At 48.1% G+C, this 24065-nt stretch carries 13 protein-coding genes; all 13 read left to right on the top strand.

All coding sequences use genetic code 11. From position 1 onward, the window contains the following. The first annotated feature begins 89 nt into the window (after nucleotides 1-89). The 13 genes from FE784_RS19040 to FE784_RS19100 all read left to right on the top strand — a co-directional run bounded on the left by FE784_RS19040 (nucleotide 90) and on the right by FE784_RS19100 (nucleotide 23953). The gene (locus tag FE784_RS19040) at nucleotides 90-2057 is read left to right on the top strand and encodes a DUF5693 family protein (protein WP_139603808.1); all 1968 of its coding nucleotides are present in this window, start codon (nucleotides 90-92) and stop codon (nucleotides 2055-2057) included. Beyond that, the gene (gene csaB, locus FE784_RS19045; RefSeq protein ID WP_139603809.1) at nucleotides 2042-3157 is read left to right on the top strand and encodes a polysaccharide pyruvyl transferase CsaB; all 1116 of its coding nucleotides are present in this window, start codon (nucleotides 2042-2044) and stop codon (nucleotides 3155-3157) included. Before FE784_RS19040 ends, csaB begins: the two co-directional genes overlap by 16 nt. 226 nt (nucleotides 3158-3383) lie before the next feature. Beyond that, nucleotides 3384-4469, top strand: a complete 1086-nt coding sequence (locus FE784_RS19050) for an MraY family glycosyltransferase (protein WP_139603810.1) — start codon at nucleotides 3384-3386, stop codon at nucleotides 4467-4469. Nucleotides 4470-4770: 301 nt separating this feature from the next. Further along, the gene (locus FE784_RS19055) at nucleotides 4771-10116 is read left to right on the top strand and encodes an S-layer homology domain-containing protein (RefSeq protein WP_139603811.1); all 5346 of its coding nucleotides are present in this window, start codon (nucleotides 4771-4773) and stop codon (nucleotides 10114-10116) included. A 465-nt stretch (nucleotides 10117-10581) separates the two neighbouring features. After that, complete coding sequence (locus FE784_RS19060; protein WP_139603812.1) at nucleotides 10582-13632, top strand: S-layer homology domain-containing protein; 3051 nt, start codon at nucleotides 10582-10584, stop codon at nucleotides 13630-13632. A 171-nt stretch (nucleotides 13633-13803) separates the two neighbouring features. Then, nucleotides 13804-15984 carry a hypothetical protein gene (locus tag FE784_RS19065; RefSeq protein WP_139603813.1) on the top strand — a complete coding sequence of 727 codons (2181 nt, stop codon included), beginning with the start codon at nucleotides 13804-13806 and terminating at the stop codon, nucleotides 15982-15984. A gap of 102 nt (nucleotides 15985-16086) precedes the next feature. Next, complete coding sequence (locus FE784_RS19070) at nucleotides 16087-16758, top strand: hypothetical protein (RefSeq protein WP_139603814.1); 672 nt, start codon at nucleotides 16087-16089, stop codon at nucleotides 16756-16758. 90 nt (nucleotides 16759-16848) lie between these two features. Further along, a complete protein-coding gene (locus tag FE784_RS19075; protein WP_139603815.1) occupies nucleotides 16849-17124 on the top strand; it encodes an alpha/beta-type small acid-soluble spore protein in 276 nt (91 codons plus the stop codon). A gap of 188 nt (nucleotides 17125-17312) precedes the next feature. Continuing rightward, the gene (metK, locus tag FE784_RS19080; protein ID WP_139603816.1) at nucleotides 17313-18518 is read left to right on the top strand and encodes a methionine adenosyltransferase; all 1206 of its coding nucleotides are present in this window, start codon (nucleotides 17313-17315) and stop codon (nucleotides 18516-18518) included. Between the two features lie 308 nt (nucleotides 18519-18826). Further along, nucleotides 18827-21475 carry a stalk domain-containing protein gene (locus FE784_RS19085; protein ID WP_246132091.1) on the top strand — a complete coding sequence of 883 codons (2649 nt, stop codon included), beginning with the start codon at nucleotides 18827-18829 and terminating at the stop codon, nucleotides 21473-21475. 129 nt (nucleotides 21476-21604) lie between these two features. Then, a complete protein-coding gene (locus tag FE784_RS19090; RefSeq protein WP_139603818.1) occupies nucleotides 21605-22762 on the top strand; it encodes a sensor histidine kinase in 1158 nt (385 codons plus the stop codon). A 4-nt stretch (nucleotides 22763-22766) separates the two neighbouring features. Further along, on the top strand, nucleotides 22767-23480 hold the full coding sequence (locus tag FE784_RS19095; RefSeq protein ID WP_139603819.1) for a response regulator: 714 nt from the start codon (nucleotides 22767-22769) through the stop codon (nucleotides 23478-23480). Nucleotides 23481-23548: 68 nt separating this feature from the next. Beyond that, on the top strand, nucleotides 23549-23953 hold the full coding sequence (locus FE784_RS19100) for a hypothetical protein (RefSeq protein ID WP_139603820.1): 405 nt from the start codon (nucleotides 23549-23551) through the stop codon (nucleotides 23951-23953). Nucleotides 23954-24065 lie beyond the last annotated feature (112 nt).

Below are 24065 nucleotides of genomic sequence, written 5' to 3' on the forward strand. Positions count from 1 at the left end.
TACAAGACACGTAACAAGGAGTGAATGGTTTGCTTCAGCGATATTTATCGGTGAATGAGCGACTGCGAAAATGGCTTTGGTGGTTGGTTGTGCTAGGGCTGATCGCATCGCTGCCGCTCGCCTACAAACGGGTACAGACGGAAAGGTCCACGAAAAATGTAGAGATTGTGTTCGATTATCGCGATCTGCTCGAGGCGTCCGCCTATCGGCCGAATCCCGAATCTTATATCCAAGATTCGTTGAAAACCATGAAGGAGGCGGGCATCGGCAGTATGGCCGTCTATGAAAGTTCTCTGGACGAGCTAAAAAACAGTCGACGCATTCAGGTGTATACGCCTCAAGAATATTCGTTGTTGACCGGCAAGCCGCTAACCTCGGGAGAGAACAACACGTATTTGCTGTTCACGAGCACAGAGGCGAGGGACAAGATTCAACCCATTATCGAGAAATCGTACAAGGAACGATTGAAGATCGGCGTCAGCTCGTGGTCGTATAACAACCGTCCGGGTCTGATTATCAATGTCCCGTATGAGGAAGCGAACACGAAGCCGTTGGAGCCGGATCCGATTACGATGGACATGCTGCAAGCCCAAGGCTTCCGCCTAGTGGCCCGTTTATCGAACCGGATGCAGCCGTATACGGAAGAAGAGCTCGAAGGCTTGCTGAGGAAATTGAGTCAGCGCGACATTAAGCGGATCGTCTTCGACGGAAACGCCGTAACCGGCTATGACGAGGAACCGGACGAAGATAACGTTAAACTTACTGCCGAGCTCATGAATAAATACAAAATGGGCGCAGCCATCATCGACCGGCTGAAGGCACCGCAGAAAGGCTTCAACGTTTCTTTCGTCAAAGAGCTGGACTATAATGTCGTCCGACTTTTCCCTTTGTACGAAACGGAGGCCAATCTGAAGCCCGAAGTCATTGCGGATAAGCTCGTGCTGGCCGTCAAGGACCGCAATCTGAGGATGCTGTTCTTGAATACGAGAGCGGCCAAAGATATGGAAAAAGGATATATAAACGATTACCTCGACAACATCATCGGCAGCTTGACCGGTCCTGAAGAAGCGCCTTCCGAAGGCGCGGTAGCGAGAATCCAAAAGCTGGGGTACACCATTGACGAGGCACATGCGTTCGTTTTGCACGGCGAAGCTTGGAAGCCGTTGAAGCTGGTGCTTTTAGTAGCCGGTGCGGCGTTAATCGCACTGACGATCGGACTGTTTATCCCGGCGATCGTTTCCGCCTCTTTCGTTATTGGCGCCGTTGGCGTATTGGGCTTGTACGTGCTGTCGAGCTCGATTGCACTGCAGGCGATGGCCTTCGGGGTAGGGGTTTGCGCTCCGACGCTGTCGACGATTTTGGCTATCCGATATACACGTAGTAGAAAAGGTAACGGAGAAGGCTCGGGATTGGGCCGTGCGCTTGTTGTTTTCCTCGGTGCTACGGTATTGACGATAGTAGGCGTAATGTATGTCGTAGCGTTGTTGAGCGGCATTACGTATTATTTGGTGCTAGAACAGTATCGCGGCGTAGCCATGCTTCATTTGCTTCCAATCGTGCTTGTAAGTATATATGCTCTACTGTTTGCCGATTCAATCAAGCTGAGCGATTTGCTTCAGCGGCTCCGGGCGATTTTGTTCGCCAAAATAACGGTATTGTGGATCGTACTGGCCGCTGTATTCGGCGGCACGATCTACTATTACTTGACTCGCACCGGAAACGAGGGACAAGCCTCCCAGATGGAGAAGTTGTTCCGCACGTATTTGGAAAACGGCTTGGGCGTTCGCCCCCGCTTCAAGGAATTTGTGTTCGCGCATCCGTTGTTTATTTTCGCGGCATATTTGTTCATGAAGCACCGCAATGCGATCTACCTGTTCGCCGGCGCGGTAATGGGCCAGCTATCGATCATCGATACGTTTGCGCACTTGCACACGCCTCTGTACATTTCGTTTATTCGAATCGGATTAGGCATCGTATTGGGCATCGTCATTAGTTTGGCGTACGTCGCGGTGTGGGAATTGCTCGCGAAGGGATGGCGAAGATGGGCACCCAAGTGAAACGTATAGCCTTATCCGGTTACTACGGGTTCGGAAACAGCGGGGACGAAGCGGTACTTCAATCGATTTTGTTCGCTCTGCGAGCGGAAGGAGAACGGCAAGGCATACGGATCGAGCCTGTCGTTCTCTCCATAAGGCCTGAGGAAACGTCCCGCGTATATGGCGTTTCCGCCGTTCATCGGATGCGTCTTTCTGACGTTAAGAAAGCATTGCACGAGTGCGACGGACTGATTAGCGGCGGAGGGAGCTTGCTGCAGGATGCAACCGGACTGAAAACGATTCCGTATTATTTGGCGATATTGAAGCTGGCCCAGTTTTACCGGAAACCTACCTTTATATATGCGCAAGGTATCGGTCCGGTAAGCCGGAAGCTGTTTTACCCGTTTATTCGAAACGTCTTCAACAAGTGCGAGTATATTTCCGTTCGCGATGAAGAATCCGAGTCGCTTCTCGGAAAAATGGGTATAGTAAAGGGGCGGGTAGAAGTAGTGCCCGATCCGGTCATGGGACTCCCTTTAAAGGAAGGTACAGTACTGTCCAGGCAGGAGAGGCCGATTGTCGGCGTTTCGGTACGGTTTTGGAATCGAGACCGCTCGGAACTGGATGGCCTTGCTGAGTCGCTGCGGACAATCGCGGAGCAGCGTCCGGTTAAGATAAGATTTTTGCCATTTCACTTGCCGGACGACGTAGAAGCTTCTCGTTATGTGATGGATCGCATTGGAACGATGCCTGGAATGTCCGATATGGATATGATCGAGAATGCTGTTCACCCGCAAGATATGCTGGCGGAAGTGAGCGGCTGCGATATTTTGCTCGGTATGCGGCTCCATTCGTTAATTTATGCGGCTTCCCAAGAAGTTCCGCTGATAGGCATTTCCTATGATCCGAAGATCGATCAGTTTCTTAAACGACTCGGAATGAAAGCCGCAGCCTCCACTGACGGTTTTGATTCTCGGGCCTTCGCCGAGGAAGCTGTGCGTATATTGGACAACCGTGAAGGCTGGATTGATTCCAAAAAGGATTCGATCATCCGATTAAAATTGCAGGCACAACAGCCCGCCGAGCAAATTGTCTCGATTGTGAAATCCGCCAGATCATGAATGAAATGCTTGCCCCGCCGAGAGAAGTCGAGCAACGGTTTTCCGCTGCACGAGAATGTCCGAAAAGTTTGTAAATGGGATTGAAATTTGCCTAAAAACAACGCTTTTTGCTTTATTTCGCATTGGAGTTCCCTTGCGATTCGGGGTATAATAGGACCATTGGTCTCTTGAGAGCAATGATTTATTGGGGGATTTGCAGACAGATAATGGGGGTGGGTACAGTCGGATGGAGTATTTATACTACGGCATAGGTTTTTTAGCAGCATGCATTTTAGCCGTCATCCTGACACCTGCAGTTAAACGGTTTGCCTTCTTTGTAGGAGCGGTGGATAAACCGAACCAACGCAAAGTACATACGCGCATTATGCCGCGTCTCGGCGGTTTGGCCGTATTTCTGGCATTCGTGGGAGCTTTTTTCGTCATCGCGCCGATGACGGACGATTTGAACTGGAAAGTCGCATCCGCCTTGCTGATCGGAGGTACGCTGATTGTCTTGGTCGGAGCGTTTGACGATAGATTCGATTTGTCTCCGAAGACTAAGCTGCTGGTCGAGTTGGTGGCCGCAATGGTTATCGTTTTCTACGGCGATATTCAGATTGATTTGGTCAACTTGCCGTTTGGCGACGTGTTTGAACCGAAATGGTTGAGCATGCCGCTCACGATCTTATGGATCGTAGGCGTTACAAACGCGGTTAACTTGATTGACGGCTTGGATGGCTTGGCTGCAGGCGTCTCGGGAATCGCCAATGCGACGATGCTGGTCATGGCTATCATGATGGGCAATGTCACGGTTATTCTCTTTAGCGCACTGCTGCTCGGAAGCATCATCGGCTTTTTGTTCTATAATTTCCATCCCGCCAAAATTTTCATGGGCGATTCGGGAGCATTGTTTTTAGGTTTTTGTTTGGCCACTTTATCCGTACTCGGTTTCAAGCAAGCTACGCTCGTTTCCTTTATCGTTCCGATTCTGATTCTAGGCGTGCCGTTGTCGGACACGTTCTTCGCAATCGTACGGCGGAAGCTAAACAAGATGCCGATTTCAGTAGCAGACAAAAATCATCTCCATCATTGCTTGCTGCAATTGGGATTCGGCCACCGCAACACGGTGCTCCTCATCTACGGAGTGTCGCTCTTTTTCGGGCTTTGCGCCATTCTGCTGTCTCAAACTTCGCAGTGGGTTGCGCTCGGGCTTATAGCGGTTATCCTTTTAGTTCTTCAGGTAGGCGCGGAAGCGATCGGGATCGTGAGCAAAAGCAAACGTCCCGTACTGAACTTGTTTTTGCGGGCAAGGTCCAAAAACGTATCCAAATAAATGTATATTATAATGAAGGAATACAACAAATCCCAGCCGATAAAAAGGTCGGGATTTTTTTGTCATTCATCATTTATAGTTCGGTTTCATTTTTACGCCGAAATCTCTAAATTTTCGACTTGAAATAACCGATAACAAAACTACAAGAATCTTTTCTCAGGGAGAACGCTGCCCTATTGGAATAAAGAGAGCTGTTACAGAGAGGGAAGGAGACGGAGGAGAGAACGAAATCCATACGTTTTAACAAAAGCTGCACAGCAGCGCAATTCATAAGTTCAACACCATTAAGGAGGAAACGGCTTTGAGAAAGACATATCGAAAATGGATGAGCATGGTTCTCGTTCTAGCCATGCTGATGAGTCTGCTTCCGGCCATGAGCGCATTCGCGGCTACCGCGAGAATTACGATAAAGGATTTGTATGTCGCGGATACGCAGCCGAGCGATGATTCCAGCATTACAAGAGTAACTTCCAGTCCGATAGATTTATCGGCCACGATCGAGAATATTAGCGATTCGCAGCTAACGGAGCTGTACTATGAAGTGACGAACATGACCACGACGAAAACGCCGGTTGTGGAGAAAGCGAATAAAGCGCAAAAAGTCGGGCAGTTCGATGTTACGTTCAAAAATGTCGCTTTAACGGAAGGCTTGAACAAAATTATTATCAAGCTCGGCGAGACAAGCGTCATATCGTCCGCTCCGGCGTGGGTTTATTTTACGCCGACGACTACGCTTACGACGATCAACATTAACGGCCAACCGTTTCAAGACGGCAAAATGTACCCGGAAAATCCGGCTCAATCCACAATGCTGAACATTTCCGGTACGGCACCCAATGCAACGGAAGTAAAAGCCTATACGGAAGGCAATCCGAATCCGATAAACGCCTATTTGAACAACGGAGATTTTTTCTTCGTGGCGGACGATGTGAACAATACGCAATCGACGGCCAACCTGCGTCTGCGTGCCGGGGATAACCCGCTTACCGTAATGGCCGTCAACAACACGAAGACGTACCAAATCAGCAAAAACCTGATTTACAACAACGGCTTGCCGTTCGCATTCAACGCCAAGATCAAGGAATTGCCTAGCGGTGCCTCCAAGGATCTCATCAGCAATCCGACGGTTACCTCTTCCAGAGTAAACATTTCGGCTTTGTTGAAGGATGATTTAACTACTCTTGGGGATTTGCAATACAATTTTGTCGACGTTCTGGTCGGCGGTCAATCGTTCGGACCGTATAATTTGTCCGGTGCCGCCGCTGCCCCCAAAACGAACTCGGTTTCTCCCAACATCGTGTATGAAGGGCATAGCGCGACAAGGCTGTTTGTGTCCGGGGAAGCATTGAGCAACTCCATCTTGTTAACGCTGACCAACACGGCCGGTGCCGTCGTTTTACAGGACTTGTCACCTGAAGCGGTCAACACGTCCAAAACCGTCGCCGTATATAAGATTCCGGCGAATACGTTTGTAAAGGCCAATGGTCCGTACAAAGCCGATTTGCGCAACGGCACTATTGCAAGCTTGGTTCCCGTATTGAATAAAGAGTCGTATTCCATTACGGTTAATGCGCCGTCTGCGCCATTGCCGACTATAGTAGGCACGTCGATTCCTGACGTACCTCAGAACTTCGCCAAGGCGGGGCAATCTCCAATGCCGCAGCCGAATGTGGTAGTTGGCGGCGTGGGGTTGGATTCGACGGACTTTGCGATCAACTATACCGATTTGACAGGCAAGCCGGTAGGGCAATCGTCTGTCGTAACATCGACCAACGATGGAACGAACACTACTTTTACTTTTGCCGGTCCTACTATTACAACTGACGGCTTGTATAAGTACAAGGTTACTTATAAAAGCATTCCGCTGACGGAAACGCCATTCCTGATCGCGCTGAAAGATCCGGACTTGCCAACCTTGCAGCTAACCGGACAAATCAATACGACGAAGACGACGTCGCCGACTACCATTTACGTTCCCGGAACGAATTTGGGGACAATCGCAAGCGATATTTTGAATCCGCAGCTCGTCGATGCGAATATTCCGGCGGTAGTTCCACCTGTACCGCTCAAAGTGTATGAAGTAAGAGATACCGCTTTGCTTCTTCAACCGTTGGATGGCGCTTTGACCAGCAGTCAAAATAATTTGGTGCCGGGCGCGCGCTATAAAGTCCAGTTCGAGAAGAAATTAAGGTATCCGAACGGGGGGGACGCAGGCACTTCGCCAACGATTACAGGCGGAACGGTTACGAATAGTGTCTATGTGTCGGCAGCGACGACACCGGCCAGAATCGATTCGGTTACGATACCGCAAATTTCGCTGTCCGAAGTAAATACGGCTACGTTTTCTATTCAAGGAAGCGGGTTTGACGTTACTCCGACCAAAGGCGTAGCTGCCGTTATTATGAACGAGGACGGCTCCAATCAGCGGAACGCCAGAATCGATACTAACGCTTCGACAACGACTTCGGTGATCGGCGATTTTTCCAATATTGCCGGTATTACCGCGGGCAACTATTTAATGAGAGTCATGTACGATAATGTGCTGCTCGGACAATACCCGTTTACGGTAGTCGACCCTATTCCGACAGGCTTTAGCGTAACTGATAATACGATATCCGTTACAGGCATGAACTTCGGACGCGACAGCTCCAAGCTGAAGCTGAGATTTGTCGCCAACGACAATGCCTCGTATGTATCCGAAACCCCGGCGCTCGAGATCGTATCGGGAAGAACGGTTAAGTTCAACAAGCCTTCCGACCTATCCAACGGCGGATATACTGTCAGTTTGCTCTATAACGATACGGCTGTTGGTAATCCGTTCAATTACAGCGTTAACGCCGCTGCGACGCAGCTGAACGAAGTTGCCGAATGGTCGCAATCCGGATTCAAAGTGTTTCAATTTTCGGCTGATCTGGATATTCCGTCCGATCGTCTGCAGGTAGTCCAGTTCAAGTTTTACAATGCAACGACCGACGATATCCCTGTTACCGCGTTCACCTTCAATTATGTCAATACTACGTTGCCATACGTGGAGAAAGTGGATGCTTTGTCTGAAACAGTTGTAAACAACATTACAGAGCTGCCTAAAACGTTCAGAGTGTTGGCGAACACCAATACGAACAAGCTGAATGTTTATATGGGCGAATTCACGAGCAACTCGTCCATTTTTACAACAGCGGTTTATGACGCGATAAATAGCCCGGTCGAGACGATCGGAAACGTCACCTATAAGGTATTTACGTTCAGCCTTCCCGCGAATGTTGTAAACGGGCTAACGAAAATGACGATTGTACCTGGAGCCAATACGGATTTGGATAAAACCGCTGAGAATTTGTCCGGAAAAAGAGCATACGATCTGTTGATCTCCAATACTCCGTATTTGATCGTAAATAATATTTACAACGGAATGGTTGTCAAAACCCATAGTACTCAGATTACATGCGACCGGGGAGGATTAACCGGAAGCTGTGTATCCGGCCGGATAATCAATATGCCGGTATTGGATGCAGACAATCGCATTCGGGTAACGTTAAACGGCATTGAGAACACGTCGTTGCTAACCGGGGCAGGCAATACATTCACGTTGCTGGTCAGCGACTTGCAAGAAGGCAAAAATACGCTCGTGTTTCAAATCTATGTCAACAAAGTGCTCGTAACGACGACTTCCTATGAAATATTCGTATTCAGCACGGATGCTCCGGAATTCATCTCGGTCAATCCGGTCGAGACGACCGATGTGAAGAAATTTATATCGGGAACGAACCCTGACTCGTATGCGACAAGCGAAACGTCGGTATCTTTTTCCGGTCAGTTTGCGAATGCGTCCGAAATCAGACTAACCGTACGGACGAAGGACGCCAACGGTCTGCCGGTCGTAAAGTATGACCGCCGATTTGGAGGCAACTTCGGAAGCGCCGATCCGCAGACGAGCAATCCGAACTTTTTCAGCTCGATCGGCAACGGACTGTTCCGTACGAATTCGATTCCGCTGGTGTCGAAGGGCGATACGATTTTCGAATTCTCGATCACCAATGCTTCGGGGATTACCGTGACGAAAGTGATTACGATCAACAGAGAGCCGCTTTCGTACATTATCAAATCTCCGAAATTGATCAAGAACGAGAAGAAAGAAGATCAAGCCAACATCAACAGCAACTATATGGAAATCCAAATCGAAGCGGAAAATGCGACCTCCGTCCTGTTCGGCAAGGATGAAGCGGTCATTCGCGAAGTGGTCGAGAACGGCGTGAAGAAAAACCACTTTTTCTATGAAGTGACAGGCTTGAAGGCGGGCAAAAATACGGTTAAGTTCACGGTCGTCCGCGGTACGGAGAAAACGAACGGCAGCTTTATTTTATACAACACGGATACTGCCGTAGATGGTGCCCAATATAAAGCTCCGCTGCAATCGACAACAACGATATTCGACGGTCAGTTGTCCTTGAAATTCCCTAAGGGTACCAACTTTATCCGGAACGAACCGGGAGCGGTTAATCAGTTCCTGACCTCGGATCGCAAAATTTTATACGGCATCGCCAGCAAAGCCGACGGACGCGTGGACAAAGTCAAACACCCGTCCGCATCGGACGGTCAAATCGGCAATCCGAACCCGGTAATTGACGGCGTAGGCAAACTGATGCTCACGGAAACTTCGGGACGTTTCCGTTCCGCCAGCAATTTGTTCTGGATCGATGCGGGAACGATCAAGAAAAATGAAACCGATATGATCAAAGCATTGAATGGAAGCGGCCGACTCCCTTACGACAAGGAAGAGTTCTACCTTAGAACGAGACCGGATATGGTCGTACCGACCGAACGCGGAACTCTTACTCTAAAGTATGACTCCACCATTCGGGACGATGCGTGGAAATATTTGAGCGTGTACCATTTCGACATATACGAGGATTATACGGGCATCGTTCAAGGCCGTTGGAAAAACCTCGGCGGTGTTGTGGACATGAACAAAAACACGATTACTGTTCCTTTCGAATCGTTCGGCTACTACCAAGTCGTTTACATGGACAAGAGCTTTGACGATGTGACAGGCCATCCTTGGGCGCGTAACGACCTGGATACGCTCTACGCCAAAGGTTATATGCTGAACAAGGAAAGCTCGAGCTTCGTGCCGAACGATTCGATTACGCGCGGCGAATTCGCGACGATGCTGGTTAAAATTTTCGATTTGCCTTTGAACTATACGGAAGTTCCGACGTTCACGGACGTGCAAAGAGTCAACCTGCTGACCAAGCTGTACGATTACAAATATATCGAGACCGCAGCAAAGGCAGGGATTGTGCGTGGCGCTGCAGGCGGACGGTTCATGCCGGACAATGCGATCACTCGCCAGGATGCGGCTATCATGATAGCCAGAGCGGCCGATTTGAAGCTGTCTTCGGAATCCAATATGGATAAAGTACTGGCGAATCTGCGCAAATCGTTTACCGACGGCGACAGCATCGATATTTATGCAAGAACAGCCGTTGAAGCCGTTACGAATGCCGGATTGATCGAGGGCAAGGAGAACATATTGCTTCAAGGACAAACGAAAACGACGGTGCGTTTTGACCCGCTCGAGACATTCACCCGCGCCGAAGCGGCCGCAGTCGCCATTCGCGTGCTGAAAAATCAGAAGAAAATACCGAAGTAAAAAGGCAAGTTACAGACTGCCGGTTCGCTTAGAACCGGCGGTTTTTTTGGCCAATTTACAGGGTGCGGACATGGAAAATACTTCGTGATGACGAATGTATCAGATGCAGGTATACTTGGTTTGTAGCAAAGAGATATACGAGCTGCTACACGGAAAGGTGGATGGCCCAGAGTTGAGCGCATAACATAGAAAAGTTTTTTCGAAAAGTCGCAACTTTTTTCGAAACGCTGCGTTTAATTAGGTGAAACAACAAACAACGCACACGAAACACATAAGAAAACTGGAGTGCGGTGGTACTTTTTCTCAATTTATGCTTTACGGTATGAAAGCACCATTGTATAATGTTATAGTGGCGCCTATATCTCTAGTTTTCTACTTCGACAGTTTACTAGTTTCTGCGACAAACGTTGCAGAGTCCAAATAGGAAGTAGCGCTCAAAACTCTGGGAAGGAGGTGAATTGGCCGATGAGTAAGAAGAGCTTACAAATTAAATTAAACTCTCAAACATCGAATGATGATAATCGAGGAGGAGAAAAAAAGGTTATGAAGAAAAGCTTGTCTGTACTCGTAGCAACTGCTATGGTGTCGTCCATTTTCGCATCCGTTGCATTTGCAGCTGACACATTGACGACCCAACAAAAATTGGATGCATTGATCGCTGCTGGCGTGTTTGATAAAGACGGAACAGGTAACGGATCCGAGCTTGACGCTAACATGTCCCGCGAGCAATTGGCGAAAATCCTTTTCAAATTGAAAGGCCTGAAAGAAGTAACGGGCACCAGCTACACGGACGTTGCATCCGATCGTTGGTCCGCTGGCTTCATCCAAGCCGTATCCAAAGCAACTCCTCCTTTGATGGACGGCGTAGCAACCGGCGTATTCGATCCAGCCGGCGAAGTAACGCTTGAGCAACTGGCAACAGTAGCTGTTCGCGCTCTGGGTCTGCAACAAAACACTTCCGCTACTGTAAAAGGTAACGTATCCGAGTGGGCTAAAGGTTATGTAGCAGCCGCTGTCGCCAACGGTTTGTTGACCGAGAAAACGGACTACACGAAACCAGCTATCCGCGCTGAATTGGTAGAAGCTTCGTACAGCGCTCAAAAAGCTATTGCTGATTCGGTAAAACCGGCTAAAGCTTCGGTGAAATCCGTTAAAGCTGCGGGTGTACAAAAAGTTGAAGTAACGCTTGACCGTGATGTGGATACGACTAAAGCTACTTTCTCGTTGAAGAAAGCCGGCTTGGACATCGCGATTGACGCGACTAAAACGAAATGGTCTGAAGATAAGAAAACAGCTACTCTGACGCTGAAAGACGCAAAAATCAATGAAGGTGAGTATACAGTCACCCTCGGCGGTCTTGCTGCTGATGCTATCGGAACGGCTACTGGAAGCTTTACTGCTGAGAAAGAAGCTGTTAAGAAGATCGAGTTCTCGACGGCTAGCGATACGATCGCTCAAAGCACGAAAGCTCGCGTACAGTTCCGTGCTGTAAACCAATATGGTGAAAATGTTTCCCTGAGTGCTGGTAGCTTCACGGTTAATACTCCTGGATTCTCGAGCAGCATTTCCAAAGACAATATGGGAACGTTCGTTGTAACGATCGATACCACTACGATGACTGGCGGTCAACCGTCACCTGGTTTGACAGTAATTCCGGTTTACATCTACGAGAATGATTCTCGTGTATCGATTCAACAAAACTTCAAACTTGGCACGCCTCCATTTGTACAAAAAATGGAACTGGGTGATGTTAAATACCCGTCTGGCAAAACAAGTCTTTCCGCCAATGGCGATTTCGTCTTGATCCCAGCTACATTGTTCGATCAATACGGCAATCCGATGGCGTTTGACAGCAACACGACTTGGAATGAAAATGTCTTTACAACGCCTTACAGCATGGCATTCCAAAAAGCAGAATTCAAGGATTTCGACAACGACAACTTCGGCGAGCTGAAGATTATTCTGAAGGATCGTGTGGAGAAAACCGAAGAGTATACGGTTACGGCTCAAATCGGCGGAGCAAGCGCTACGACTAAAGTCAAAGTAGCTTCGGCCAAACTGGCAACGAAAATCCAGATCGGCGAAGCAACTGACGTTCTGGCAGAAGGCGATATCAAGGATATTTATATCCCGATTCTTGCTTATGATGCCGATGGTAACCAACTGAGCGTTGACGATATTATTGATTCCCAAAACAAACCAAGAATTAACATTTCGGCGCAAGGTGTTGTGGGAGCAGACTTGACGACGGCTATCTCCAATGCTTCGATTGAAGAATACGGTCAATACAAAGGCTACATTCACATTGGTAAAGTAACCGGTACTGCAAATTCGCAGGCGTTCATCTCGGCTTACCTCACCTCTACAACCGGAAATAATAGCTATGTGACCAAATCTATTCCGATCTTGAAAGCACGTACGCCGGATAAGATCAACGTTGTAACGGATAACGCACCGAAGACGGCAGGCGGCAACTCGAATGTCAGATTCAGCATTGTCGATCAAAACGGCAAGCAATTGGATCGCGTTAGCGCTGTAAATGAAAATGGAAACAGCGTAACTTACCGCGTATATGGTCAAGTTACCGGCAATGGCGGCGTGACGCTTCAGAGAAAAGACCGTCTTGAAAATGTAGTTGCAACATACAACGCTGGTAATTCGTTCGACATCAGAGGCGAAAACTTTGATGATTTCAACCAAATCATGACGTTTAATGCTGCTGCTGGCGCTCCTGGCCAAAGTCTTGAATTGAAAGTCGGATTGCAAAAATCGATCGACGGTGGCACTACTTGGACAGCGATCTCCAATGTTATCACTAAGAAGATCGAATATATCAACGCTGCAACTGAAAGCTTGACTTATTCGGTTACTAAACCAGCATCCATGTATGCTGCGCTCGATCCAGACATGAACTTGATTCCATCCGATATCAAGAACACAACTTCGAGTGGCAATAATAAATACAGAAAGGCAATCGAACTTAGCGCTAAAGACGCATCGGGCAACACGGTAGCAATTAGCAATAAACGTATTGTTTCCGTATCGAGCAGCGTTTACTCGGTTGCACAAGCTACTCCAATGTCGGTTATGGGCACGGGTTACATTCATGGGGTTAAAGCCGGTAAATCCACAATTACTGTTCAGTACAGAGACTTCAAGGATGCTCTTCAATACACCAATTTTGAAGTTGAAGTTAAAAACGAAGTGCCGGTTATTCAATCTGTAACGGCAAATAGTATCGTTGAAATCAATGCTTCGGATATTGGTCTGTATGATAAAGCATACAAATTTATGACTTTGACATTGAAAGATCAATATGGTGTTTCGTTCACTAAAGAAGATATCAACAAATACGACAATATTACTGGTGTGTTCTACTCGATCGAAGGATCTAGTGTAGTAACAGTCAATGCGAAGACAGGCGTTCTCGAGAATCTTGCTTCCGGGCAAGCATTTACACTGAAAGCTGTCGCGGCAACTGGTCAAGTTGTAAGCACGTTTGTAAGAATCCGCTAATTATAAGCTTTACAAAAAAGAAGCCTTCGGGCTTCTTTTTTGTTTGTCGGGCAATTAACCTAATGACAAACAAATTACTGATCGTGTAATTCATAAGAAATCTGAAATAGGACTGAAACAAAATGAGATTTCTTTCGTCTATTAGTATAGAAGTAATAAAGGAGGATATACATGCGAAAGAAATCAAAATTCAAGCATTTGTCCGTCAAATCATTGGTGTTATTCTCATTACTGGCCGCAACGGCACCGATCCATACATATGCTGACGGGACGGAAGTTACGTCTGATTCCATTTTTGATGTGCCATCTGTAGGATCCGTATGGGTTAATGATAATAGTTATTTTGAGCTAAAGGACGCAAGGCTATCCGTCGGGGCGGAAAGTAACACGGTGACATTTACTGTAAAGGTTGTTAATGGCGGAACGAGCGACATCCTGTTTATAGATTATTGGGTTCGTATGTTATCGTCTTCGGGAGCTAATTTTACAATTAATGTAATGCCGCAGGACAAGGATAAAAATGTTATTCCGGCTGGTGGCACGCAGGAAATCAAATTTTATGCCAATGTAACTTCAGCGATCCAATTGAAGGATTTGCAGTTTAAAGTTATCAAATGGGACTTTTCAGCCGCAGAATATCAAAAAACTTTGGGGACACTTCAAATACCGGCCGATTATACTACAGTTGCTCCGGCAGGATCAAAAGCCAATATCAAAATTTCCAAGACATCTCTACAGGGCTATATAAAACGATCAACAATCAGCAGCAATGAAGAGAACTTTTTGCCATCCATCTTATTGGAACTGCAAAATACGGATATTCGCAGTTTAAAGCTGCCTACCATGAACTATATGATTCGCACTTCGGATGGCTTGTTGTATCCGCTAACAGCTGCTGGCGTAACGAATACAACTACGATTGACCCTTTAATGAAGAAGGAAATAACCTTAACCGGCAAGCTTCCTCGAACTATATCTGATCAAAACTGGGAATTGGTCATTACCGAGAATACGTCTACCGGAGAAACCACTACTGTTAATACGGCTTTCGCGGAATTTAAAATTCCAAATCCAACTGATGACACATCGTCAACGGAAAAAGAGCAATCATTTTCGAATGAAGATGGAACTTATGTTGCTACACTGGAATCTATACAAAGAGTTCCATGGGAAGATGACGATTTATTATCCGCTTCTATCTTGTTAAAGTCCAAAGAGTCAAAACCTCTACCTATCCCAGAGCTTACCGGATACATCGAGCTAGACGATTCGGTAAAGGTAGAAGTAAAAGTTATTCGTACCGACAACGTAATCGGACTGCAACCGGAAAAAGAAGTCAGAGTACAACTGTTGGGGACTGTTCCTTATACTTACGAGTATTCAAAGTTAACCGTACATCTTCAGGAAAAAGAAGCAGCTAAGAGCGGCAGTACAACGACAACCGGAACAGTGACTGATTTGGTATCATTTAAAGTAGATTCAGTATTAGACAACATACCTCAAGTCAAAGCAGGCGAACGTTTTAAGATCGGTGGAATAGGACGCTCTGGAGATTACTATGTTCATGCGCTTCATAATTACAGCGGTAAGAGCTCGGATGTAATTACGGCTCAGGTGGAGATTGAAAATTTGGAAAAAAGAGCAAATGATCTTTCCAAGCTGGTAGCGCATTTTAAAGGCTCTGATGGGACGGTATATCCGGCAACGATAACTGAAATAAAAACAAAAATAAGTCCATCGGGTAAAGCATTGGTAAACGTGTGGGCAAATGTAGCAAAAAGTAAATCACAGGAAATTACACAATTGCTTATTGGAGAAGGGATTACCCAAGGGAAATATTCTTTGATTACAGACAAACCTGACGCATACGTGAATTCCGTGGCTTTTGATTTACCAAAAGAAAAGCCAGTTACGCCTGATACCATCAAAGACATTGATATATTTCCTTATAAGCTTAGTTTAAGTCGAGTAGGTACTACGGTAAACGAGGACGTCATTAAAGTGAATTTTGATTATATGTTAGAAAAAGATACGCAATATGAAGTAAACACGGATGAATACAAATTGAATCTGGAAATTGAAGATGCCGATGGGAAGGCGAAGATGGATTGGACATTCAATATGGAGAAAGACTCTAGTACACAAACCGGAGCTTCAAATACCACAACACCTGTAGGTTCGACTACCTTCCAAATTGGGGAAAATAAAATGGAGGTTACAAAGACCGATAAGGACTTTAGATATAAAGTTACAATGCTCAAAAAGTACAAGCTTAACTTATATGTCGTCTTCCAAGGTCAGAAACGCCTTGTAGCCAGCAAAGACCTTGAATGGTTTTATTTCTCCGACTGAGAAAATCAATCCCGAACAAACAATCCTTTCGATCCAATTTCCGTTGGCCGAAAGGATTTCTTTTTACGGAGTCGAATGTAACAAGGTCAGGAGGCGAATAAAGTGATACAGAAACGAAAGCTGTTGCTTACCGGATTAATCGGTATAACCATTGCAGTGGGTGTATATGCAGGACAAGCGGCCATCGTATCGAGAGCGGATGGGGCGGTGCAGCCTGGATCAGCGGATGACCCGCTTGTAACCAAAAGCTATTTAGATGAGCAGCTTAAAAAGGTAACGGGTGGCCAGTGGACCGGTACTCCAACTACAGGGACTGGTCAAACGAGCACCGGTCAAGGTGTATCGGAAGAACGTGTCAAAGAGTTACTCGCGACTGAAATTGCGAAAGCCAAGCAAGAGCTGCTGGCCCAAATCCCGTCAACAGGAGGGGGACAGACCCAGCCGCAACAACCGGCCGCACCATCTACGGGAGCACCGTCGACGCTGGAGGTCATCCAATTGGAGGCAGGCCAAACTTTGTACGGAGGAGTCGGCACCGAACTGATCGTGCGCTCAGGCAAGACGATTGCAGTTAGCAATAGCGACGGTATTCCTGACGTTACTGCAGGAAAAGATATTGTCTCAGGGGCTGCTGTCGAGAACAATCATCTTCTTATTATTCCTCGTGAAGGAAGAGGGATTAAGCCCGATCCAAAGCAAAAAGGCGATATTTACGTCATGGTACGCGGAATCTACATATTGCTAAAAGAGGATGGAACGACAGCAACACCATAATTTTACCCCTATTAACAATAATCGATACGGGTGAACAACGGGAATGCGGCCATAATACAGGTACATCAGCTATCAGGGAGGTGAACCAATATGGCCAGCAACAATCGTAAAGTCGTTCCCGAGTGCCATCAAGCATTGGACCAAATGAAATATGAAATCGCCGCTGAATTGGGTCTACCGGTGGGCAATGGCTTGGCTTCATTCGGCAATGTGGAATTTGCAACGGAATTGGGCAGTATGCCGTCCGCTTCGATCAAAGAAAATTATTGGGGGCATATCGCAAGCAGAGATGCGGGAGCGGTCGGCGGAACCATAACACGACGTCTCGTGCAACAAGCGGAGCAGGTACTTTTCGGACTGAAGTAATTTCAATCATTCATTTATTGACAGAGCTCGACAAATCCAGTAACATCAATATTTGAAGGTCATGCATTGCAGCCTTTTCCTACTGGAAAAGGTTCATTTTTTGCATGTCGAAAAAGAAGCGTGATCGCCTCTCCCGTGTAGAGTTCGTACTCATGATAAATAATAGTTGCAGGAGGTTGAATGGAGTTATGGCATTAAAAAACGGTCGCCGTCTGTTCACATCGGAATCGGTAACGGAAGGACATCCGGACAAGATTTGCGATCAAATTTCCGATGCGGTATTGGACGCGTTTATGCAAAATGATCCGAATGCCCGCGTAGCGTGCGAAGTATCGGTAGCAACGGGCCTCGTTCTCGTAATCGGCGAGATCAGCAGCTCTTCGGAATATGTAGATATCCCTTCCATCGTACGGAATACGATCAAGGAAATCGGCTACACGCGCGCCAAATACGGTTTTGACGCTTCTACATGCGCCGTACTGACTTCTTTGAACGAACAATCGGCTGACATTGCCCTTGGCGTAGACAAGGCTCTGGAAGCGAGAGAAGGCACGATGACGGACGAGCAGATCGAAGCGCTTGGCGCAGGGGACCAGGGCCTCATGTTCGGCTTCGCCGTAAACGAAACGCCTGAACTGATGCCGCTTCCGATCGCCTTGTCACACCGTCTGGCCCGCCAGTTGTCGGAAGTGCGTAAGAACGGTACGCTGGGCTACTTGCGTCCGGACGGTAAAACGCAAGTAACGGTCGAGTACGAAGGGGACAAACCTGTTCGTGTAGACACGATCGTCGTATCGACCCAGCATGCGGAAGAAATTACTTTGGAGCAAATCCAGCAAGACATCCGGGAGCATGTCATTAAGCCGGTTGTGCCGGCGGAATGGCTGGACGATGAAACGAAATATTTCATCAATCCGACTGGACGCTTTGTTATCGGCGGTCCTCAAGGGGATGCCGGTCTTACCGGACGCAAAATCATCGTCGATTCTTACGGCGGCTATGCCCGTCACGGCGGCGGTGCTTTCTCCGGCAAAGATCCGACGAAAGTCGACCGTTCGGCTGCCTATGCAGCACGCTATGTCGCCAAAAATATCGTAGCAGCCGGTTTGGCCGAAAAGGTTGAAATTCAACTTGCTTACGCAATCGGCGTAGCTCGTCCGGTTTCCGTCAACGTGGATACGTTCGGAACGGGCAAAGTCAGCGAAGATAAGCTGGAAGAAGTAATTCGCAACAATTTTGACCTTCGTCCGGCGGGTATCATTAAAGAGCTTGATCTTCGTCGTCCGATCTACCGTCAAACGGCGGCTTATGGTCACTTCGGACGTACGGACGTGGACCTGCCTTGGGAACGTACCGACAAAGCCGAGCAGCTTAAAAAAGAAGCGCTGAGCTAATAACTAGACCAGCGGACTTTATATATCTTAAAAAAACGCCACTCCGAAAGGGGTGGTATTTTTATTGATAAAAGTAGAGTTATCGGGTCTTTGTAAAGCTTTGGAATATTCTGTGTCCGATACCCAGAAGCCGAGCAATGCTTACGAAAGCTATAGGATAACGCCAAAAATCGACAATATCTAGTTCCAAAGCGACAAACGAAACGGAATCCGGCTGGAAAACGTAACTTTTTCGGGGAAATTGGAGTCTATAATGATGTACAAAAATCATGGAGAGAGATAGAGAGATTCGGAGAGGAGATTCACCTTTGTTACAGCTCAAGAGCAACAAAAAGAAAAGAAGAAAAGGATTAGCTGCGGTCCTATTGGCCGCTTCGATCGCGGTACAACCATGGATTGCGCCTGTGCCCGTTCATGCTGCCTCGGCTGCGGAATCGCCGGTAACGATGACTGCGCAAGAGCCGCTAACGTATGGAGCGATTCTCAAAAAATATGAATGGAATTTTGAAAGAAACAAAAAACCGGTTACCGTAAAAGCAAACGTGGTAGAAGTAGATTTGAAAAATCCTTATGTCAAACTCGACACAATCGCAGGTACGGGCGGACAGTATACGAAGAAGCAAAACGTACGAAAGATGGCGAACGAGACGGGAGCCGTCGCTGCGATTAACGGAGATTTTTTCAACACCCAGGCGGAAGGAGTGCCGATGGGGCCGCAAATTTCCGGTGGCAAGCTGCTGGCTACCCCTCCGTATTTGGTTGGCTGGTATTCATTCGCTTTGACTAAGGAGAATAAGCCGGTAATCGATATGTTTACGTTCCAGGGGAAAATAGTAGCCAAGGATGGAACCTCGTATCCGCTGGGAGGCATTAATAAAACGTACTATTGGTACGAGAATGACGGCATTCATGAAGAAGGCGCCCATAGTATGATCGACGGTCTATATATGTATACGAATACTTGGGGGCAAGTCAATCGCTCCAATGACGGGGTCACGGTGCCAACGGAAATATTGGTCAAAAACGGGATAGTGCAGCAAATTTTGCGTCCAGGCGTTCTCGAGATGGTGGCGCCTGCCGACGGTTATATATTGAGAGCTTCCGGCAAGGCGGACGAGTTTGTGGCCCAGCATTTGAAAGTAGGCGACAAGATCACCGCAGACTATAAAGTATCGGCCCAAAATCCTGCCATGCAATATGATACGGCCAATTTCAAGACGATGATCGGCGGGCATACGATACTGGTGGACGAGGGCCAACCGGCAGCCTTTTCACATGAAGTGAATGGAGTAAGCGGCTATTCGCCTGTCGCCCGTTCGGCAATCGGCTTCTCCAAGGACGAGCAGTATGCTTATTTAATAACGGTAGATTCAGGTATGACGCTCGCGGAATTGCAGCAGTTCATGCTAAAGGCCGGAGTATGGAAAGGAATCAATCTGGACGGCGGCGGCTCTACCCAAATGGCGACAAGACCGCTTGGCGAGTTTCAGACAGCGCTGGTCAGCGCGGATATCGGGTACGAGCGTCCGGTCGTGAACGGCGTTGGCGTCTATTCGTTATCACCCAAAGGACAGGTCAGGGATATTCAAATTCAAGGTGCAACCGCGTTATTCGTCGGCCAGAAGGCCACTTACAGCTTGAAAGCATACGACGACTATTTCAACCCGGTAGCGGCTGATCAAATCCCGGCCAGTTGGTCAACCACCCAGCCTCTCGGTTCGTTCGCGGGCAATACGTTCACGGCGTCCGCACCGGGCAAAACACAGCTGACCGTCGTATCCGACAAAGCCACGAAAAGCATAGACGTGGAAGTCATCGGAGGCAAAGATGTGGCGAGTCTGAAGCTGAATGCTTCGTCAACCTCTTTGCTGGCCAACTCGGTTTACACGCTTACCGCTAACGTAACCTCCAAGTCCGGAGCGAAGGGAACCATACCGGCCGAAGCGATGCAATTTGAATTTATCGGCTTCAAAGGACGAATGGAAGGCAGCCGGCTGACGATCGACAGCATCGACAAGGATGCGACTGAAGGCCGAATTATTGCCCGCTATGACGGATTCTCGACAATGGTTACATTGCCCGTGGTCGATAGCCGAATTGTCGAAGCGTTCGAAACCTTAATGCAGCCGACGTTTACTTCTACGCCGGGAGTTACAGGAAACGTGTATAAAGTATCCGGGGTAGAAGGACTTGCCGCAGGAAGCAAAGCTCTTGGGTTGCAATACGATTTCTCGCAGGGGACGGGAACAACGGCGGCATACGCCTCCTTCTCCGATGGATTAAAAATCGATGGTCAACCGGAGTCGTTCAGCGTCAAGGTGAAGGGCGATAACAGCCGCAACTGGGTCCGGGCCGAAATCAAAGATAGTGCCGGCAAAGTGCAATTGATCAGCTTGACCGAATTAACGAATTGGTCGGATTGGAAAACGTTAAGTGCGGATTTGAAAAAATACAACTTTGCGTACCCGATTACGTTGACCAGGCTGTATGTGGCCAATCCCGAAAACGGGCATGACGAGCGCGAGCTGAAAGGCCAGATCATGTTCGACGATATAGCTTTTCAATATAAAAAATCGACTTCCCAAACGAAAAACGCCGTTAAGCTGACGATCGATCAAAAATCGCTGACCGTTAACGGCAAGCCGCTTGTACTGGATCAGGCTCCGGTTATATACAATGGGAATACCTTAGTCCCAGTCCGCTTCGTAGTGGAGGCGATGGGAGGACAATTGACGTGGGTCGACGGAGAGCGTAAAGTAATTATTATGAAAGACAACCATCTGCTCGAGCTATGGTTGGACAAAACCGAGCTCATCGCCGACGGGGAAGCGATAACGGCGGAAGTGCCGCCGCTGCTCATGACGGAACGGACAATGGTGCCGCTGCGTGTCATTTCCGAGAACATGGGCTGGAAAGTAACATGGGACGAGAAAACCCGTTCGGTTACGTTGGAATAAATTAGGGCCAAATATCCCGCTCCAAACCTGTCGAAATATGATAGTATAAGATTTAGTACGCAGTGGCTGAGCTATCGTTATGGCCATTGCGTACTAGGTCCAAAACCAGGCAAAGGGGTACGGGATAGCTTGCAATTCGACGCGATCGACAAAGTTATCAAAAATGCGATTGGAGTCATGGAATCCAGCAAATATCAAATGTTCGAAATATGCGAAAGCGCCCGTAGCGAATGGGAGGCGCTGAATAAGGAACTTCACCAGGTGATGGATGAAGTCTCCCGGACGATCGACCAAGTGGACAAGCTCGAAGTCGAATACAAACGTTCCAGAATCCGGCTGACGGAAGTAAGCCGGGATTTCCACCGGTTCAAGGAAGAAGATATCCGGGTCGCCTACGAAGCAGCCACCCAAATGCAGCTGCAGCTTATCATGGCCCGCGAGAAGGAGCACCACCTGAGAGCAAGGCGCGACGAACTGCAGAAGCGCATACGAAATGTCGACAAGACGGTCGAACGCGCCGAAGCGCTTGTAGGGCAAATGAACGTCGTGCTCAAATATTTGTCCGGAGATTTGAATCAAGTAACCCGTATTCTCGAATCGGCGAAAAATCGCCAGTTGATCGGTTTGAAAATCATTTTGGCTCAGGAAGAGGAGCGCAAACGGATCGCTAGGGAAATTCACGATGGTCCCGCTCAAGCTATGGCCAATATGGTGCTTCGTTCCGAAATTGCCGAACGCATGCTGGACAGGCAGGAATATGCTACCGTGAAGGAAGAGCTCTCCGATCTGAAGGGAGCCGTCCGTTTCGGCCTGGAGGAAGTCCGGAAAATTATTTTTAACCTGCGTCCTATGGCCCTTGACGATCTCGGGCTCATGCCGACGCTGCGCAAATATGTGCAGGATTTCGAGGACCGTACGAGAATCCATATTCGTTTTGAAGTTATCGGCGTGGAGACGCGGTTGCCTTCCGCAATGGAAGTGGCTGTATTCCGGTTGGTTCAGGAAGGTCTTGCCAATGTATTAAAGCATTCGAAGGCCAGCCATGCGGGCATTGAAATCACGTACCAGAGACAAATGGTGAAAGTTGTCGTAAAAGATAACGGCGTCGGCTTCTCCGTCGATAAGCTGGAAGCCATGATTGCCAGAGGCAACTCGCATTTCGGCATCATGGGGATGCGCGAGCGGGTGGAGCTGTTGGGGGGGCGAATGGATATCGAGTCCGAGCCTAATGCAGGCGCGAAGCTCACGATGATCATCCCGATCAGTCTGGAACAAAGAGAGGAGTAATCTAATGGAACCAAAACGCAATGTAAAAATCGTTATCGCTGACGACCACCAATTGCTGCGGGAAGGCGTCAAGCGCATATTGAATATGGAAAAAGATTTTGAAGTGGTAGGCGAGTGCGGCGACGGCATCCAAGTGGTCGAGCTGTGCAATTCGCTCCGCCCCGACGTAGTCTTGATGGATATCAACATGCCGATCGAGAACGGGGTAGTCGCGACGGAAAGACTGAAAGATTTTTTCCCGGAAATCAAAGTCATTATTTTGTCTATCCATGACGACGAGACCTACGTATTCGAGACGCTGCGCAAAGGCGCGTCGGGCTATTTGTTGAAGGATATGGAAGCGGAGTCGCTAATAAACGCTATTCGCTCTGTCGTCGCGGGACATGCCTATATTCATCCGAAAGTAACTGGCAAGCTGATCAACCAGCTGCGGAGAATGACCTATCTCGATCCGAACGGCATCGCCGGGGGCAATGAGAGCCCGAAAGAAGCCGGAGTCAAGTACATACACCAGCCCAACAGTCCGCTTACGCGCAGGGAGGCGGAAGTACTGCGTCTTTTGGCGGAAGGCAAAAGCAACAAGTCGATCGGCGAAATGCTGTTTATCAGCGAGAAAACGGTGAAAAACCACGTCAGCAGCATTCTTCAGAAAATGGAAGTGGAAGATCGGACCCAAGCGGTCATTATCGCGATCAAAAACGGCTGGGTAACGTTATAATCCAAGCACGAGCGCAGGAACCTTGGACATCATGGCGGCATATAATAGCGGTAAGGGAGGGAGCCGCTATGATAGTCGGGTTGCTGTCGATATTCGGAGCGTACGGACTCGCGATAGCCTTGGTCCACTTGGGCCGTTCCCGGTTCCGGTGGAACCGGCGGAAACCGATCCATTACGTCCTCATTACAAGAAACAATGCAATGCAGATCGAATGGTATTTGCGCACGCTGCTGTTCGTTTCGCGGCTGAAAGCAAGGACGATTCATATCGTCGTCATGGACGAACGCTCCGAAGACGATACGATGGCCATAGCGGGACGTCTGGCAGCGACACGGCCGGATCATATCGAAATAAGCGAATGGAACGAATCCGCGCAGCTGGATCAATTGATTACGCGTTACGAGAATGAGGAGGTTGTCCTCGTTCGGCTGAGCAACGAAAAGGAAATGCAGAACATTCCGCTATTCCAATAATTAACCGCTTACAAAAACGGTGTTGGGGGGACTCGGGTGAAAGTCCGTTTATACGCCGCTGCCGTCCCGGGACGGGTAGAGTGGCGATTTAGTCTAGATATCGATATAGATT

The organism is Paenibacillus hemerocallicola, from assembly GCF_006265175.1.
Taxonomy (GTDB): domain Bacteria; phylum Bacillota; class Bacilli; order Paenibacillales; family NBRC-103111; genus Paenibacillus_AB; species Paenibacillus_AB hemerocallicola.